This is a genomic window from Nocardia carnea, from assembly GCF_029869215.1.
Taxonomy (GTDB): Bacteria; Actinomycetota; Actinomycetes; order Mycobacteriales; family Mycobacteriaceae; genus Nocardia; species Nocardia carnea_B.
The window spans coordinates 34,253-48,254 of sequence record NZ_JARWPM010000149.1; the positions used below are offsets into that span (position 1 = coordinate 34,253).

At 68.8% G+C, this 14,002-nt stretch carries 16 protein-coding genes; 7 read left to right on the top strand and 9 right to left on the bottom strand.

Annotation, left to right across the window (positions count from 1 at the left end):
* Positions 1 to 5: 5 nt before the first annotated feature.
* The gene (locus tag QH276_RS09890) at positions 6 to 557 is read right to left on the bottom strand and encodes a nuclear transport factor 2 family protein (protein WP_280400952.1); all 552 of its coding nucleotides are present in this window, start codon (positions 555 to 557) and stop codon (positions 6 to 8) included.
* 39 nt (positions 558 to 596) lie between these two features.
* Positions 597 to 803: a ferredoxin gene (locus QH276_RS09895; protein WP_280400951.1), complete on the bottom strand. Its 207-nt coding sequence runs from the start codon at positions 801 to 803 to the stop codon at positions 597 to 599.
* Between the two features lie 319 nt (positions 804 to 1,122).
* Here QH276_RS09895 and QH276_RS09900 point away from each other — a divergent pair, with 319 nt between their 5' ends.
* The 6 genes from QH276_RS09900 to QH276_RS09925 all read left to right on the top strand — a co-directional run bounded on the left by QH276_RS09900 (position 1,123) and on the right by QH276_RS09925 (position 6,711).
* Positions 1,123 to 1,551: a carboxymuconolactone decarboxylase family protein gene (locus tag QH276_RS09900; protein WP_432278697.1), complete on the top strand. Its 429-nt coding sequence runs from the start codon at positions 1,123 to 1,125 to the stop codon at positions 1,549 to 1,551.
* Between the two features lie 134 nt (positions 1,552 to 1,685).
* Positions 1,686 to 2,555 carry an LLM class F420-dependent oxidoreductase gene (locus QH276_RS09905; RefSeq protein ID WP_280400973.1) on the top strand — a complete coding sequence of 290 codons (870 nt, stop codon included), beginning with the start codon at positions 1,686 to 1,688 and terminating at the stop codon, positions 2,553 to 2,555.
* 2 nt (positions 2,556 to 2,557) lie between these two features.
* Positions 2,558 to 3,838 carry a glycosyltransferase family 4 protein gene (locus QH276_RS09910; RefSeq protein WP_280400950.1) on the top strand — a complete coding sequence of 427 codons (1,281 nt, stop codon included), beginning with the start codon at positions 2,558 to 2,560 and terminating at the stop codon, positions 3,836 to 3,838.
* The gene (locus QH276_RS09915; protein WP_280400949.1) at positions 3,832 to 4,563 is read left to right on the top strand and encodes a class I SAM-dependent methyltransferase; all 732 of its coding nucleotides are present in this window, start codon (positions 3,832 to 3,834) and stop codon (positions 4,561 to 4,563) included. The genes QH276_RS09910 and QH276_RS09915 overlap by 7 nt, the downstream gene beginning before the upstream one ends.
* Positions 4,550 to 5,614 carry a prenyltransferase gene (locus QH276_RS09920; RefSeq protein ID WP_280406702.1) on the top strand — a complete coding sequence of 355 codons (1,065 nt, stop codon included), beginning with the start codon at positions 4,550 to 4,552 and terminating at the stop codon, positions 5,612 to 5,614. The genes QH276_RS09915 and QH276_RS09920 overlap by 14 nt, the downstream gene beginning before the upstream one ends.
* Before the next feature lie 275 nt (positions 5,615 to 5,889).
* Positions 5,890 to 6,711, top strand: coding sequence for an SDR family oxidoreductase (locus tag QH276_RS09925; RefSeq protein ID WP_280401782.1), 822 nt, complete (start codon positions 5,890 to 5,892; stop codon positions 6,709 to 6,711).
* A gap of 16 nt (positions 6,712 to 6,727) precedes the next feature.
* Here the strand turns inward: QH276_RS09925 and QH276_RS09930 are convergent, their stop codons facing one another.
* The 3 genes from QH276_RS09930 to QH276_RS09940 form a co-directional block, all read right to left on the bottom strand.
* Positions 6,728 to 7,594, bottom strand: a complete 867-nt coding sequence (locus QH276_RS09930) for an LLM class F420-dependent oxidoreductase (RefSeq protein ID WP_280401783.1) — start codon at positions 7,592 to 7,594, stop codon at positions 6,728 to 6,730.
* A gap of 209 nt (positions 7,595 to 7,803) precedes the next feature.
* Entirely contained in the window at positions 7,804 to 8,961 is a 1,158-nt protein-coding gene (locus QH276_RS09935; RefSeq protein WP_280401784.1) for a hypothetical protein, read from the bottom strand.
* Positions 8,958 to 9,335, bottom strand: coding sequence for a hypothetical protein (locus QH276_RS09940; RefSeq protein WP_280401785.1), 378 nt, complete (start codon positions 9,333 to 9,335; stop codon positions 8,958 to 8,960). Before QH276_RS09940 ends, QH276_RS09935 begins: the two co-directional genes overlap by 4 nt.
* Before the next feature lie 70 nt (positions 9,336 to 9,405).
* On the opposite strand from QH276_RS09940, the gene QH276_RS09945 reads away from it, so the two are divergent.
* Positions 9,406 to 9,924 (top strand): helix-turn-helix domain-containing protein, encoded by a 519-nt coding sequence (locus QH276_RS09945; RefSeq protein WP_280401786.1) that lies wholly within the window; start codon positions 9,406 to 9,408, stop codon positions 9,922 to 9,924.
* Between the two features lie 161 nt (positions 9,925 to 10,085).
* Here the strand turns inward: QH276_RS09945 and QH276_RS09950 are convergent, their stop codons facing one another.
* The 4 genes from QH276_RS09950 to QH276_RS09965 are packed head-to-tail and all read right to left on the bottom strand — an operon-like array spanning position 10,086 to position 13,966.
* Entirely contained in the window at positions 10,086 to 10,961 is an 876-nt protein-coding gene (locus QH276_RS09950) for a siderophore-interacting protein (RefSeq protein WP_280401787.1), read from the bottom strand.
* Positions 10,958 to 11,818, bottom strand: a complete 861-nt coding sequence (locus tag QH276_RS09955) for an ABC transporter ATP-binding protein (RefSeq protein WP_432278728.1) — start codon at positions 11,816 to 11,818, stop codon at positions 10,958 to 10,960. The genes QH276_RS09950 and QH276_RS09955 overlap by 4 nt, the downstream gene beginning before the upstream one ends.
* A complete protein-coding gene (locus tag QH276_RS09960; RefSeq protein ID WP_280401788.1) occupies positions 11,811 to 12,899 on the bottom strand; it encodes a FecCD family ABC transporter permease in 1,089 nt (362 codons plus the stop codon). Before QH276_RS09960 ends, QH276_RS09955 begins: the two co-directional genes overlap by 8 nt.
* Positions 12,896 to 13,966 carry a FecCD family ABC transporter permease gene (locus QH276_RS09965; protein WP_280401789.1) on the bottom strand — a complete coding sequence of 357 codons (1,071 nt, stop codon included), beginning with the start codon at positions 13,964 to 13,966 and terminating at the stop codon, positions 12,896 to 12,898. Before QH276_RS09965 ends, QH276_RS09960 begins: the two co-directional genes overlap by 4 nt.
* Positions 13,967 to 14,002: the final 36 nt, after the last annotated feature.

Here is a 14,002-nt window from a genome sequence, read left to right on the forward strand (position 1 = left end):
CGGAGTCACCACAGCGAGGCCGGCGCGGTGCCGATCTTGTACCAGCCGGGCAGGCGGGAGGCGGTGGATTTCGCGATGCGCTGGTTCATCGGCTCCGACATCGCCTTGTCGGTCATCATCTCCAGGAACAGTGCCGAGACGTTGCCGAAGTCGAAGAAGTCGCGCTGCCACGACCACTGGTAGTTGCCGCCGTACCGGAACCAGCTGCCGCCGATCCCGTTCACGGTGTACAGGCTGCCGTCTTTCCGGGGTGTGGTGGTGTACTGCTGCTTCCAGAAGCCGATGCAATCACCGCTGCGCTCGTCGATCACGAACTGCTGATAGGGGTACTCCCAGCCCTCGAGGCCCTCCATCTCCTGCCCGAGTGCCAATTCGCGGATTTCGTCCCGGCCCACCGCCATGAACTCGTCCTTGGGGCCGTAGTTCCAGCCGTAGGTGGCGTCCTCGGTGTACATCTCGGCCAGCGGCTTCCAGTCACCCAGTTTCTCGCAGCGCTCGTTCTCGGCCACCCAGCGGCGCACCATCTCGTCGAGTTCGGCGCGATCGAAACCTGTCATCGGTGTTGTTCCCTTTCGAAAAGAACCAGTGGACTGTTGTCAGTCATCGGTGTCGTCGGAGACGAGCAGCAGGGCCTGGGTCGGGCAGTAGCGCACGGCGTTCTCGACGTCGGCCTTGTGTTCCGGCCCGGGATTCGGGTCGAGGATTTCCACCTGACCGCGTTTCGGGACGGAGAAGATGTCCGGTGCTTCGGCGGCGCAGACGGCGTGCCCCTGGCACAGATCCATATCGGCCACGATTTTCATAGTGTGTGCTCCCTCGGCGTCGCTGATTCCGAGAACGAGTTCTTCCCGGTTCGCGGAGGGCGGGTCCGCCGGGAAGACACATAGCTGGACATGTGTCTGGACGCTACCACCGACAGATGTGTCCGACAACGATTCAGCGATTTTCTCAGAGTCGTCGTCCGCTTCGGGGCGATTTGCGAATGCTGCCGTCGGCGGTCTATCGGCGATCCAGGAGGATGTCAACAGGAACATGTTCTTGCGTGGCAAGGAGTGTCCGAATTATATTCCGTACACCTGTCCAGACACTTTCGCCGGACCGTTGCGGCACCGAAGGAGCAGCATGACCGATCCCACGACCCAGCCCCCGGCGCCCGAACCCTCCGCGCAGCCCACGGTGCGCGAACGGGGACTGGCCAAGATGGCGGAAGTCTACGGATGGGAGTTCCAGGACGGCCCCGGCGACCATTTCGCCGTCACCGCCGACCACCTGTTCGCCGATATCTGGTCCCGTCCGGGACTGTCGCTGCGGGACCGGCGGCTGCTGCTGCTCGGCGCGCTCACCGCGCAGGGGTTGTTCGACGTGGCCGGTATCCAGGTCGGTGCCGCGCTGAAGAACGGCGAACTCGACGAAACCGCGCTGCGCGAGATCTCCCTGTTCCTGTGCCACTACGTGGGCTGGCCCGCCGGCACCTCGCTGGACCATGTGATCGGCGCCCAGCTCGACCAGCACGCCAAGGCCGCGAAGAAAGCCGCCGCCGAAGGCCGGTGACACGGGAACGTGCGGGCCTGGACGCGGTGGCGCACCGCACCACGTCAGGATCCCTGCCCTCGACAGCTATCACCGAACCCCTCCGCCGGGACGCCGCCGCGGCCCGAACCACCCACGACAGACAAGGCTCAGGTATGCGTTTCGGCATCGTTCTGTTCACCAGTGATCGCGGGATCAGCCCCGCCGCCGCCGCCCGCGCGGCCGAGGACAACGGATTCTCCTCGTTCTACGTCCCCGAACACACCCATATCCCGGTGAAACGCGAAGCCGCGCATCCCCAGACCGGGGACGCCACCCTGCCCGACGACCGTTATATGCGCACCCTCGACCCGTGGGTATCGCTGGCCATGGCCGCCGCCGTGACCGAACGGATCGAGCTCGCCACCGCGGTCGCGCTCCCGGTCGAACACGACCCCATCACTCTCGCCAAGACCATCGCCTCACTCGACCACCTGTCCGGCGGCCGGGTCACCCTGGGTGCCGGTTTCGGCTGGAACACCGATGAGCTCGCCGACCATGGAATCCCCGGTAAGAAGCGCCGTACCGCGCTGCGCGAATACCTGGAGGCCATGCGGGCCCTGTGGAGCGAGGACGAGGCCGCCTACGACGGTGACTTCGTGAACTTCGGGCCCAGCTGGGCGTGGCCGAAACCGGTCGACCGCACCGTCCCCGTGCTCATCGGCGCGGCCGGTACCGAACGCACCTGCGCGTGGATCGCCGCCCACGCCGACGGCTGGATCACCACCCCGGGCGAAAACGATATCTCCGGCAGCCTGGCGACGCTGAAGAAGGCATGGGCCGACGCCGGCCGTGAGGGCGCCCCCCGCGTGGTGGCGCTCGACTTCAAACCCGACGCCGACCGGCTCGCGGCCTGGGCGGCCGACGGGGTCACCGATGTGCTGTACGGCTTGCCGGACAAGCCGGAACCGGAGGTGCGTGCCTACCTCGAACGGCTGGCTGGCAAACTGCGGGACATGAATTCGATCACCCGTGAGGTCAGCTAGCCGTGCGAATTGCCTTGTTGTCCTACCGCAGCAAGCCTCATTGCGGTGGGCAGGGGGTCTATGTGCGCCGGCTCAGCGCCGGACTGGCCGAACTCGGCCATCAGGTGGAGGTTTTCTCCGGCCAGCCCTACCCGGCCGACCTCGACCCGCGCGTGACCCTGACCGAGGTACCCAGCCTGGACCTCTACCGTGAGGACGACCCGTTCCGCACGCCCCGGCCCGGCGAGATCCGCGACCGGATCGATCTGCTGGAACTGGCCACCATGTGGACCGCCGGCTTCCCCGAGCCCCGCACGTTCAGCCTTCGTGCGGCCCGGCTGCTGCGCGAGCGGGTGCGGGATTTCGACGTCGTCCACGACAACCAGTGCCTGGGCAGCGGGCTGCTCGATATCGCGCGGCGGCTGCCGCTGGTCGCGACCGTGCACCATCCCATCACCAAGGACCGCGAGGTCGATCTGGCGGCCGCGATCTGGCGGCGCAAACCGCTGGTGCGCCGCTGGTACGGGTTCCTCGGCATGCAGCAGCGCGTCGCCCGGCAGATCCCCGATCTGCTCACCGTATCCACCTCGTCGGCGACCGATATCGCCGACGATTTCGGCGTCGATCCCGCGCAGCTGAAGGTGGTGCCCCTCGGTGTGGACACCGAACTGTTCGCGCCGCGCGGCGCCCGGATGCCCGGCCGGATCGTGGCGGTCGCCAGCGCCGACAAACCGCTCAAGGGGATCTCGCATCTGCTGCAGGCGCTCACCCGGCTGCGGGTGACCCACAAGGTGGAACTGCAGCTGGTCGCGAAACTGGAACCGAACGGGCCGACCGAGAAACAGATCGCCGAACTCGGGCTCTCCGATATCGTCACCGTCCGCCCCGGGCTGACCGATACCGAACTCGCCGAACTGCTCGCCTCCGCCGAGATCGCCTGTATTCCCTCCCTGTACGAGGGGTTCTCGCTGCCCGCGGTGGAAGCGATGGCCTCGGGCACCCCGCTGGTGGTCAGCCGTACCGGCGCACTACCGGAAGTCGTCGGCGAACCGGGAGTCTGTGCCGAACTCACCGAACCCGGCGATTCCGCCGCCCTGACCCAGGTGATCGGGCGCCTGCTCGATTCCCCGCAGACCCGGCAGCGGATGCAGGCCGCCGGCCGCGACCGCGCCGTCTCCGTGTTCAGCTGGGAGTCGGTCGCCGCCCAGACCGTGCAGGTGTATCAGAACGCGATCGACCGGCACGCCGGTCGGACACCCGGTACATCCGCCCAGCTCACCACCACAGGAGGCGCCTCGTGCTGACCGTCGACTTCGACCGCGCCGGAATCGGGCCGGGTACCCGGGTCATCGATGTGGGGTGCGGTGCCGGCCGCCATTCGTTCGAGGCGTACCGGCGCGGTGCCGATGTGGTCGCCTTCGATCAGGACGCCCCCGAACTCGCCAACGTCGCCACCATGTTCGAGGCGATGGCGCAGGCGGGGGAGGCACCGGCCGGTGCGAAGGCCGAAGCGGTGGAGGGTAATGCCCTCGACCTGCCGTACGGTGCGGGTGAGTTCGATGTCGTGATCGCCTCGGAAATCCTCGAACACGTTCCCGCCGACGACGCCGCCATCGCCGAACTCGTCCGGGTGCTGCGCCCGGGCGGACAGCTGGTGGTCACCGTCCCGCGCTGGTTACCCGAACGGGTGTGCTGGGCGCTGTCGGACGAATACCACGCCAACGAGGGCGGCCATATCCGCATCTACAAGGCCGACGAACTGCGCGACAAGATCACCGCCCACGGGTTGCGGCACACCCACCGCACCCATGTGCACGCCCTGCATTCGCCGTACTGGTGGATCAAATGCGCCGTCGGCGTCGACAAACCGGATCATCCGCTGGTCCGCGCCTACCACCGGATGCTGGTGTGGGACATGATGAAACAACCGCTGCTCACCCGAACCGCCGAGAAGGCACTCGACCCGCTGATCGGTAAAAGCGTGGCCCTGTACTTCAGCAAACCGGCGGTGACCCGTGCCGCCGGTTGAACTACCGTCGGTACCTTCGGTACTCACCCGTCGCCAGTGCCTGCAGACCGCTGAATCCATCGCCGCCGAACAGGAACCCTCCGGTGCCATCCCGTGGTTCGCCGGCGGTCACACCGATCCGTGGGATCACGTGGAATCCGCCATGGCGTTGACCGTGGCCGGTCTGCGTGACGAAGCGGTCGCCGCCTACACTTGGTCGGCCCGCACCCCGCGGGCCGACGGGTCGTGGGCGATGCAGTTACGCGACGGGGAGGTGGAGCACGCCGCCACCGACGTCAACTTCTGCGCCTATATCGCGACCGGCGTATGGCACTACCTCGCCGTCACCGGTGATACCGCGTTCGCCGCCGAGATGTGGCCGGTGGTCCGCGCGGCCATCGACCTCGTCGTCGACTGTCAGGGCGATCAGGGTCAGATCTATTGGCTGCGCGACGGCACCGATATCCTGCCCGAAGCGCTGGTCACCGGGTCGGCCAGCATGTATCACAGCATCGGCGCCGCACTGGAACTGGCGCGCTGCCTGGGCGATCCGCAGCCCGAATGGGAACAGGCCCGCACCGGGCTCGGCACCGCGCTGCGCGAGCATCCGGAACTGTTCACCGCCAAGGACCGGTACTCGATGGACTGGTACTACCCGGTCCTCGGCGGGGCGTTGCGCGGGCCCGCCGGGCAAGCCCGGATCGCCGAACGCTGGGACACCTTCGTGGTCGGCAACATCGGTATCCGCTGCGTCGCCGACCGGCCCTGGGTGACCGGTGCGGAAACCTGCGAATTGGTGCTCTCGCTGGACGCCCTCGGCGACCGCGACCGCGCCCACCAGTTGTTCGCGAATATGCAGCACCTCCGGGAAACCGATGGCTCGTATTGGACCGGGCTGGTCTACGCCGACGGCAAACGCTGGCCGGTGGAACGCACCACCTGGACCGGCGCCGCGGTGATCCTGGCCGCCGACGCCCTCTCCCGCACCACCGGCGGAAACGGTGTCTTCCGTGACCTCGCCGCCGACGCCGTCCCGGCCCGGCCGGTCCCGCTGCCGGTCAGCAGCGGATAAGCCGGTGCGCGCCGGTCCCCGGTGCGGGCGGGACGGTCCAGCGGGGTCTCGCCGGCCCCGGGACTGCGCCGCAGCCGGGTCTTTCCCGGCCCCGAGGGCATTGCGCGGTTCGGCGTGACCTCAGTGGACGGGGTGGGCCGGGGAGTGCGTGCTCGAGCGCGATCGTGAGCCTGTTCGGCTGGGCGTCCTCCCTGCGGGCGGGTTCCGGCGCGGGGAGGGCGCCCGAGCCGATACCCGGTTGCGTCCGGTCACGGCAGGTTGTGCAATGGTCGGCGATGAGTACCCCCGCTGATCTCACCGGACGTGTCGCCGTTGTGACGGGCGTCAGCCGTCGTGGCGGAATCGGCCACGCCGTCGCCCGCCGCCTCGCTGCCCGCGGCGCACAGTTGTTCCTCACCCACTGGGTTCCGCACGACGAAACGCAACCCTGGGGCGCCGACGACCTCGAGGCAGTGCGGGCGGATCTGTCCGCGGCACCCCGCCTCGCCGACCTGAGTATCGATTTCGCCGACCCCGCCGCCGCACAGCACGCCATCGATGCGGCCGTCGCGGAATTCGGGCACGTCGACATCCTGGTCGCCAACCACGCCCGCAGCGGCGGTGACGGCACCCTGTTCGAGATCGACGCCACCACCCTCGACGGGCACTGGGCCGTCGACGCCCGCTCGGTGTTGCTGCTCACCCAGGCGTTCGCGAGACAGTACCGCCCCGAACGCGGTGGGGTCACCGATCATGGCCGGGTGATCTGGCTGACCTCCGGCCAGCATCTGGGGCCGATGCGCGGCGAAATCGCCTATGGTTCCGCCAAATCGGTGCTGGCCGGGATGACCGCCACGGTGGCGGACGAGCTGATCGAGCACGGCATCGTCCTCAACACCGTCAACCCGGGCCCGGTCGACACCGGTTTCCTCGACCCCCGCCACACCGATCTCGACCCGGCATTCCTGGACGCGGTGCATGCCGCATTCCCCCGCGGCCGAGCCGGCACCCCGGATGATCCGGCGCGGCTCATCGAATGGCTGGTCTCCGACGACGGCCGCTGGGTGGTGGGCCAGGTGATCGACTCCGAGGGCGGTTTCCGCCGGTCCCGCTTCTGACCCACCACCGGCCCGGTCAGAGTTCGGCGAGCTGTGGCACCACCGGGGCGATGCTGTCGATCCAGGCGGCGGGGGAGCCGCCCGGTGGCATCACGATCGCCGTGTGCACCCCGAGGCCGGCGTAATCGGCCATCCGGCGGACGAATTCGTCGCGTGCGGCCGGGTCCGGGCTGCCCGCGAGCACGGTTTTGCGGATCCGTTCGTAATCGGTGCCCGCTTCGTCGCAGTGGCGGCGCAGCACATCGAGCTTGTGCGCCACCTCCTCGATGCTGGAGGCGAACAGATTGCACGCGTCGCCGTAACGGGCCACCAGCCGCAGTGTTCGTTTCTCGCCGCCCCCGCCGATCAGCACCTTCGGCCGGTGCAGCGGCTGCGGGGCACACAGCGTTTCGGCGAGCTGGTAGTACTTCCCGTCGAACGGCCCGTTGTTGTCCGGATCCCACATCTGCGCGCAGATCCGCAGGGTCTCCTCCAACCGGTCGAACCGTTCCCGGACCGGAGGATAGGGCACACCCATCCCGTGGTGTTCACGCTCGAACCAGGCCGCGCCGATGCCCAGCGCCGCCCGCCCACCGGACAGCACGTCCAGTGTCGTGACGATCTTGGCGAGTAGCCCCGGATGCCGGTAGGTCACTCCGGTCACCAGCAGACCCAGCTCGATCTCGGTGGTGTGCGCGGCCATGAACCCGAGACTGGTGTAGCCCTCGAGCATGTTCGCTTCCGCGGGCAGCCCGGTGGGCTCGATCTGGAAGAAATGGTCCATGAACGACAGCCAGCTCGCGCCGGCCTGTTCCGCGGCGGCGCCCACGCGCGCCAATTCCCCGGCAATAGCCGCGGTGCCGCCGTCGATCTCGAAAATCGGTATGTGAAGACCGAGCTCCATGCGTCATCCCCTTGTGATGTGGGTGTTCGGATCTATCACACGCTATGACCTGGAGAGCACTCCAGGTCAAGTCCGGCACGGAGTGTCCGGACCGCTCGTCGAGTCCGGCGAGGTCGAGCCGCCCGCCGGCGGCCGCGCTCCGGAGGAACGGGGCCGAGCACGACTCGACAGCGCTGATCCTGCCAACCCGACTGCGGCGGTCGGTGTCGTCATGTCAGCGGTTGCAGCTCGGGGAGTTCGGCGGCGAGTTGTGGTAGGGCGGGTGCGGTCCCGTTGTGTCGCAGGTCGGTGAGTGCGGCGGTGAGGACGGTTGTCAGGACTGTGTGCATGCGGTGTGGCGCGATGTCGCCGGTGCCGACGAGGTTGCCGAAAGGGGGCGCCACGAAATAGAACGGTGGATCACCGAAAGCGTTGTGGCCGGCTCCGGCGATCGCCACTTCCCATGATGGTGGTGCCTGCTCGTGCCGGAGCGCCAGCCATTCCGCTCGGTCGGCGGGCATTCCTGCGGCATCACACGGGTTTCCGGCGGCGCAGCCGGCCTCGGAGGCGATGAGCAGTACCGGTTTGTGCTGCTCGCGACGGGCGGGATCGGGCTGGGGCCCGTCCATGTTGATCGAGCCGGGGCATCGTTCGTCCTGATCGCAGGCCAGGGTGGCCGCGGTGCCCCCGAGTGAGTGTCCGCCGTAGATCGCGGTGCGGTGATCGACCTGGCCGGCGAGCGCCGGAACTCGACCGGTGACCAGCGCGTTCACCATGGCCACGAGGTCGGCGGCCTGGATGCCGGCCAGGCGGTCGATCGCAGCGGTCTGCGGCTGTGGCGGGGACGGGGTGGTGTATTCCTTTCCGGCGACCACCCGCGACGGTGTGGTGGTCGGGACGGAGAGCGCGACGATATAGCCGTGGCTCGCCAGTTCTTCGCCCACACTCGTATACATCCATGGCGCGGTGGCGAAGCCCGGGGAGAGCGCGACGAGTGGCCACCTGCCCGCGGCGGGCTCGGCATCAGTTCGTGCCCACGCCTGCACGTGCCCGATGTCCTGCAGCATCCAGCCGAGGCCAGCGGTCGGTGGCAGAGCTCCTTCGCGCCAGCCGGGTGGCGCGTATTCGACGCGGGCCGATCGCCCGGTATCAGTGCTGTTCGCCGGATACCAGATCCATACGGCACGACCCTGTTCGGGATTTGTCGGCGACCCTACCGGCACAGTGGTGATCAGCCGTCCGACCATATGCCGGCCGGTGGGTTCGGGCAACACGAGGGTTCGATAGCGGAGCACGCCGACGGTGGTGAGGTAACCGGCAGCGAGTACCGCGACCACGAGCGCGGCGACGCCCACCCGGCGCGGCCATCTGCGCGCCCGCCGGCTCACGATCTGTTCCCGGCGGCGACAGCCTCCAGCACGCTATCGGCCCGGGATGTGCTGATCAGTAGTTCGTGGTAGCCGAGTTCGCCCGCGAAGTCTTCGGACACCACGATGCGGATCGCGGGAACCCAGCGGCGGACACTGAGGAAACGGGAGGTGCCCGTGCCCAGCCCCCACCGCCCGATCTTCACGACACCGGTAACGACAACACCCGCCCGACCTCCTGGCGCCGCAGAGAAACGGGTGGGCCGCTCCACCCGCTCGGCCGCATCGACAGCGGTGAGCGGTATGACGAACCGGCGCCTCCTGCCGGCGAATATCCGCTCCCACCAGGCGAGGTCGACGTGAACGTGCTCGTTGTGGACGGTCAATTGTGCCATGGCAGTTCTCCGGTCTAGATTGATATCAGACACTATATTAATATCAAAAATGATACTAAGGAGCAATGGGTTGGCCCAGCAACAAAAGCCCACACTCGCGACGGTGCTGCATCAGCCCGTCCGGTGGCGGATCGCGCAGGCCCTGATCGGCCGGGAGCTGACCACCCGGCAACTGGCCGAACAGCTGCCCGATATCACGCACGCCACCCTCTACCGGCATGTCAACGTCCTGATCGAGGCGGGGATCGTCCGGGTCGTCGCCGAACGGAAGGTACGCGGCACCACCGAGCGGACCCTGCGACTCGGCACTGAACAAAGCGGCTCCGAGCGTGTGGATGCCGATCAGGTGCGGGCGTTCTTCACGGTGTTCGTCGCGGGGATATCCGGCGATATGGATCGCTATCTCGGACGGGAGGACATCGACCCCGAACGGGACGGCCTCGCACTACGGCAGAGCGCGATCTGGGTCGCCGACGACGAGATGGCCGAGTTCGCCGCGGGTTTCGCGCGGTTCCTGGAACCCTACCTACAGCCCGGAGACGGCCGCACACGCCGGATCATGTCGACCATCCTGGTGCCCGATCGCTGACGGAACCGCTCCGAATCCACCCGGGACAACACGCCGAAACGCCCATACCCGGGCGCACCCGCGCCGATCACGCCGATATGAATCACCGGCACAGCAGCAGAAGTCGGTGAGCCTGCGCGGCGTGCCTCTTCTCCCGGACACGCCCCGCCCCCCGTGCCGTATCAGTCGTCGTCGCGCAGTGGTTCTCCGGTGTCGGCGCGGCGGACCTTCTCGCGGCCGGTGTCTTCCTCACTGTGGCCCTGCCGCCAGTAGCCGGTGAAGGTGACCGCGTGTTTGTCGATGCCGCGGTCCCGGACCAGGTGGCGCCGGACGGATTTCACCAGGCCCGCCTCTCCGGAGATCCAGGCATACGCCGCGCCTTCCGGGAACTCGGCGGCGCGGACGGCCTCGAGGACCGCGTCGCCGCGTCGCCGCGTACCGCGAGGCACCCAGACGACACGGCTGTGGCCGCGGGTGGTGAAGTCGTGCTCATGGTCGCGGCCGGCGACCTCGATGTAGGCGCGCAGCACAGTGTCCGGGGCGAGGCGTTCGATGATCGCGCCGATCGCGGGAATCGCGGTCTCGTCGCCGACGAGCAGCTGCCAGGCGGCCTCGTGCGGCGGGCGGTACAGGGCGCGAGGTGGGCAGAGCAGGCCGATCTCGTGTCCGGGCGCCGCCGCCGCCGCCCATCCCGAGGCCGGTCCGGCGGCGTCGGGATGGAGGACGAAATCGATATCGAGTTCACCGAGGGCGGGTCGCAGCGCCCGGATCGTGTAGGTGCGCATCGGCGGGCGGATCTCGTCGGGCATCGCGAGGTACTGCCGGTACCAGCTCATCACCCCGGCGGTCTCGTCGACCGGTGGCGGCACCGCCGGCCGGTCCTGGCCCGGTAGCGGGAAGAAGAGCTTCGCGAACTGGTCCGCGCCCGCATCGGTCAGTGCGGCGGGGTCGGTGGCGGTGAGGGTGATCCGCACCATGTCCGGTGTGAGCCGCGCGGTACGACAAACCCGTAGTACGGCGTAGGTGGTGGCGGGAGCCGCCACGGTGGGTGTGCTCATCGGGCACCTCCTAGCTCGGCAGGGGTGACGGCGTTCTCCGGTGTGGCCGGCCGGCGGCCGGGAACGATCATCGGCGTGCCGGTGACCGGGTCCTCGACGATCACACAGTCGAGGTCGAAGATCTCGCGCACCAGCTCGGGCGTCACCAGCTCCCGGGGGCCGCCCCGGCCGGCGATCCGGCCGTCGCGCATGGCGATGAGTTCGGTCGCGTAACGGCAGGCGAGGTTCAGATCGTGCAGCACGGCCACCACCGTGCGGCCGTGCTCGCGGTGGAGCCGCTCGCACAGGTCGAGCACCTCGAGCTGATGACTGATGTCCAGATAGGTCGTGGGTTCGTCGAGCAGCACGATCGGCGTGGCCTGCGCCAGCACCATCGCGATCCAGACCCGTTGCCGCTGCCCGCCGGACAGTTCGTCGACACGGCGGTGGCGCAGGGCGGTGGTGCCGGTGGCGGCCAGTGCGTCGGCGACCGCGGTGGCGTCGTCGTCGGACCACTGGTGTAGCAGCCCCTGATGCGGATAGCGGCCCCGCGCCACGAGATCACCGACGACGATGCCGTCGGGACTGCCCGGTGTCTGCGGCAGCAAGCCGATCCGCCGCGCGGTTTCTTTCGCCGGATAGCTGTGGATCGCCTTGCCGTCGAGGATCACCGATCCCGCCGCCGGCCGCAGGAGGCGTCCGAGCGCCGCGAGCAGGGTGGATTTCCCGCAGGCATTGGGTCCGATGATCACCGTGAACCCGCCGTCGGGTACGGCGATATCGATATCGTCGAGCACCGTCCGGTCGCCGTAGGACACACGAAGTCCGCTGCCGCGCAACCGGGCCACGGCTGCGGGATCGGTGGGTTGTTCAGACACGATGGCGCAGACCCTCTCGTACCAGGAGCCAGATGAGGAAGACCCCGCCGACGCTGACCGTGACGACACCGACGGGTACCGGCGCGGGAAAGGCGTGTTCGGCCACGAGATCGGCGACTCCGAGCAGCAGCGCACCGGTGCACGCGGCCGCGAAGATCCCGGCGCCGGGCGTGCGGACGAGGCCACGCGCCAGATGCGGTGCCGCCAGCGCGATGAACGAGATCGGGCCCGCGACGCAGACCGCGAGGCCCACCAGGACCGTGGCACCGAGCAGCAGGCCCATCCGGGCCCGGCCGCTGTGAACTCCGAGGGTGGCCGCCACGGTGTCACCGAGATCCAGCGCGTGGAACGCACGGCCGAACAGCACGATCAACGGTGTGACGAGGGCGATTCCGGCCCCGATCGTCACTACCTGTCCCCAGCCGCGCCCGCTGAGCGATCCGATCAGCCACGCGTTCGCCACCGCCGCCGACGGCAGGTAGGCCTGGCTGAGGACATACGCGGTGACCGAGGAGGACAGCGCGCCGAGCGCGAGCCCCACCAGCACCAGCCGGGTGCCGCGCAATCCACCCAGCACCGTGAGCACACCGATGATCGCGAACGTGGCCAGCGCGCCCACCGCCGCGCCCGCCGCGCCCATCGCCAGGGATCCACCGAGGGTGACCAGGACGATCACCGCACCGGCCGCCGACCCACTGGTGAATCCGATGACATCCGGGCTGGCCAGCGGATTGTGGTGGAGCCGCTGGAAAATCGCACCCGCCGCGGCGAGCGCACCACCGACTCCCACGGCGAGCAGGACGCGGGGGAGTCGCCGGTCGACGACGAAGAACCGGTCGAGCCGGCGCCGGGGCTGCCCGGTGAGTACATCCCACAGCGCGCCGGGCCCGACGGCGTACTCGCCGACCATCAGGGACACGGGGATCAGCAACGCGACCAGCAGTACCAGAATCGTCGTGACCAGCGCGGCCCGCCGATCGAAACGCACCGTATAGGGACCGGTACGCACAGCGCGATCGGTGGGCGTGATTTCCGTCCGCAGCAGCCGCCCACCGGTCCCGGATATCTCGGTGGCCGTCATGACCCGGCCGCCATACGCCGGCTCCCCATGATGAGCGCGATGAGGGCGGGACTGCCGACGAAGGCTGTCATCACACCGACCGGAACGGGCTCACCGCCACTGAGCACCCGGCCGAGGACATCGGCCGTCAGCAGCAGCGCCGGTGCCAGCAGCATCGAGAGCGGGACGAGAATCCGGTAATCGGCGCCGGCCAGATACTGCGCGATATGGAAGACCAACAGCCCGACGAAGGCGATCGGCCCGGCCAGTGCGGTCGCGGCCCCACAGAGCACGGTGACGGCCACGAAGCCGAGCAGCCGCACCCGGCCCAGGTGCACGCCGAGTGCCGCCGCGGTCCGGTCGCCCAGGCTCAGCGCGTTCAATGCCCGGCACAGGGCCAGCGCGAGCAGTGCGGCGGCGAGCACGTAGGGCGTGACCGTCAGTGTGTCGTCGAGGTCGCGGGTGGCCAGCGAGCCGATCCGCCAGAACCGGTAGGCGTCGAGTACGTCCTCGTCGACGAAAACCAGTAACTGGGTGATACCGGACAGTACGGCGCCGAGTGCGACTCCGGCGAGCGCCAGCCGCAACGGTGACGCGGTGGATCCGCCGATCATCGACAGCAGGTACACGACCACCGCTGCGGTGCCCGCACCGGCGAAGGCGAACCAGGTGTAACCGGCGACGCCCATCCCACTGCCGACGGTGAGGCCGACCACGACGCCGAGGGCGGCGCCCGCGTTCACCCCGAGCAGCCCGGGATCCGCGATCGGATTGCGGGTGAGCGCGCCGATGAGCACACCGGCCGTGCCGAGCGCCACCCCGGCCACGAGCCCGACCACAGTACGGCTCAACCGCCATTCCCCGATGATCACCCGGACACTGCCGTCGCCCCGGCCGAGCAGGGCGGCGGCCACCTCGCTCAGCGGGATGGATTTGGCGCCGACGGCCAAGCTGACGACGCAGACGCCGGCGAGCAGGACCACCGCGAACAGCAGCAGGACGGTGCCTTTCGCGAGCGCCCGGCGCGGTCCGTCCGGGGGCGGACCGGAGCCGTGGCGTGGGGGCACGGCAGCACGACTCGAGGGCACCGACGAACCGTACTCGGCACACTAAGGCTAGGGCAA

What these genes read in the sequence shown, in the direction of transcription:
- QH276_RS09890 (WP_280400952.1), bottom strand. Translation starts at nt 557, where the DNA reads ATGACAGGTTTCGATCGCGCCGAACTCGACGAGATGGTGCGCCGCTGG.
- QH276_RS09895 (WP_280400951.1), bottom strand. Translation starts at nt 803, where the DNA reads ATGAAAATCGTGGCCGATATGGATCTGTGCCAGGGGCACGCCGTCTGC.
- QH276_RS09900 (WP_432278697.1), top strand. Translation starts at nt 1,123, where the DNA reads ATGACCGATCCCACGACCCAGCCCCCGGCGCCCGAACCCTCCGCGCAG.
- QH276_RS09905 (WP_280400973.1), top strand. Translation starts at nt 1,686, where the DNA reads ATGCGTTTCGGCATCGTTCTGTTCACCAGTGATCGCGGGATCAGCCCC.
- QH276_RS09925 (WP_280401782.1), top strand. Translation starts at nt 5,890, where the DNA reads ATGAGTACCCCCGCTGATCTCACCGGACGTGTCGCCGTTGTGACGGGC.
- QH276_RS09930 (WP_280401783.1), bottom strand. Translation starts at nt 7,594, where the DNA reads ATGGAGCTCGGTCTTCACATACCGATTTTCGAGATCGACGGCGGCACC.
- QH276_RS09940 (WP_280401785.1), bottom strand. Translation starts at nt 9,335, where the DNA reads ATGGCACAATTGACCGTCCACAACGAGCACGTTCACGTCGACCTCGCC.
- QH276_RS09950 (WP_280401787.1), bottom strand. Translation starts at nt 10,961, where the DNA reads ATGAGCACACCCACCGTGGCGGCTCCCGCCACCACCTACGCCGTACTA.
- QH276_RS09960 (WP_280401788.1), bottom strand. Translation starts at nt 12,899, where the DNA reads ATGACGGCCACCGAGATATCCGGGACCGGTGGGCGGCTGCTGCGGACG.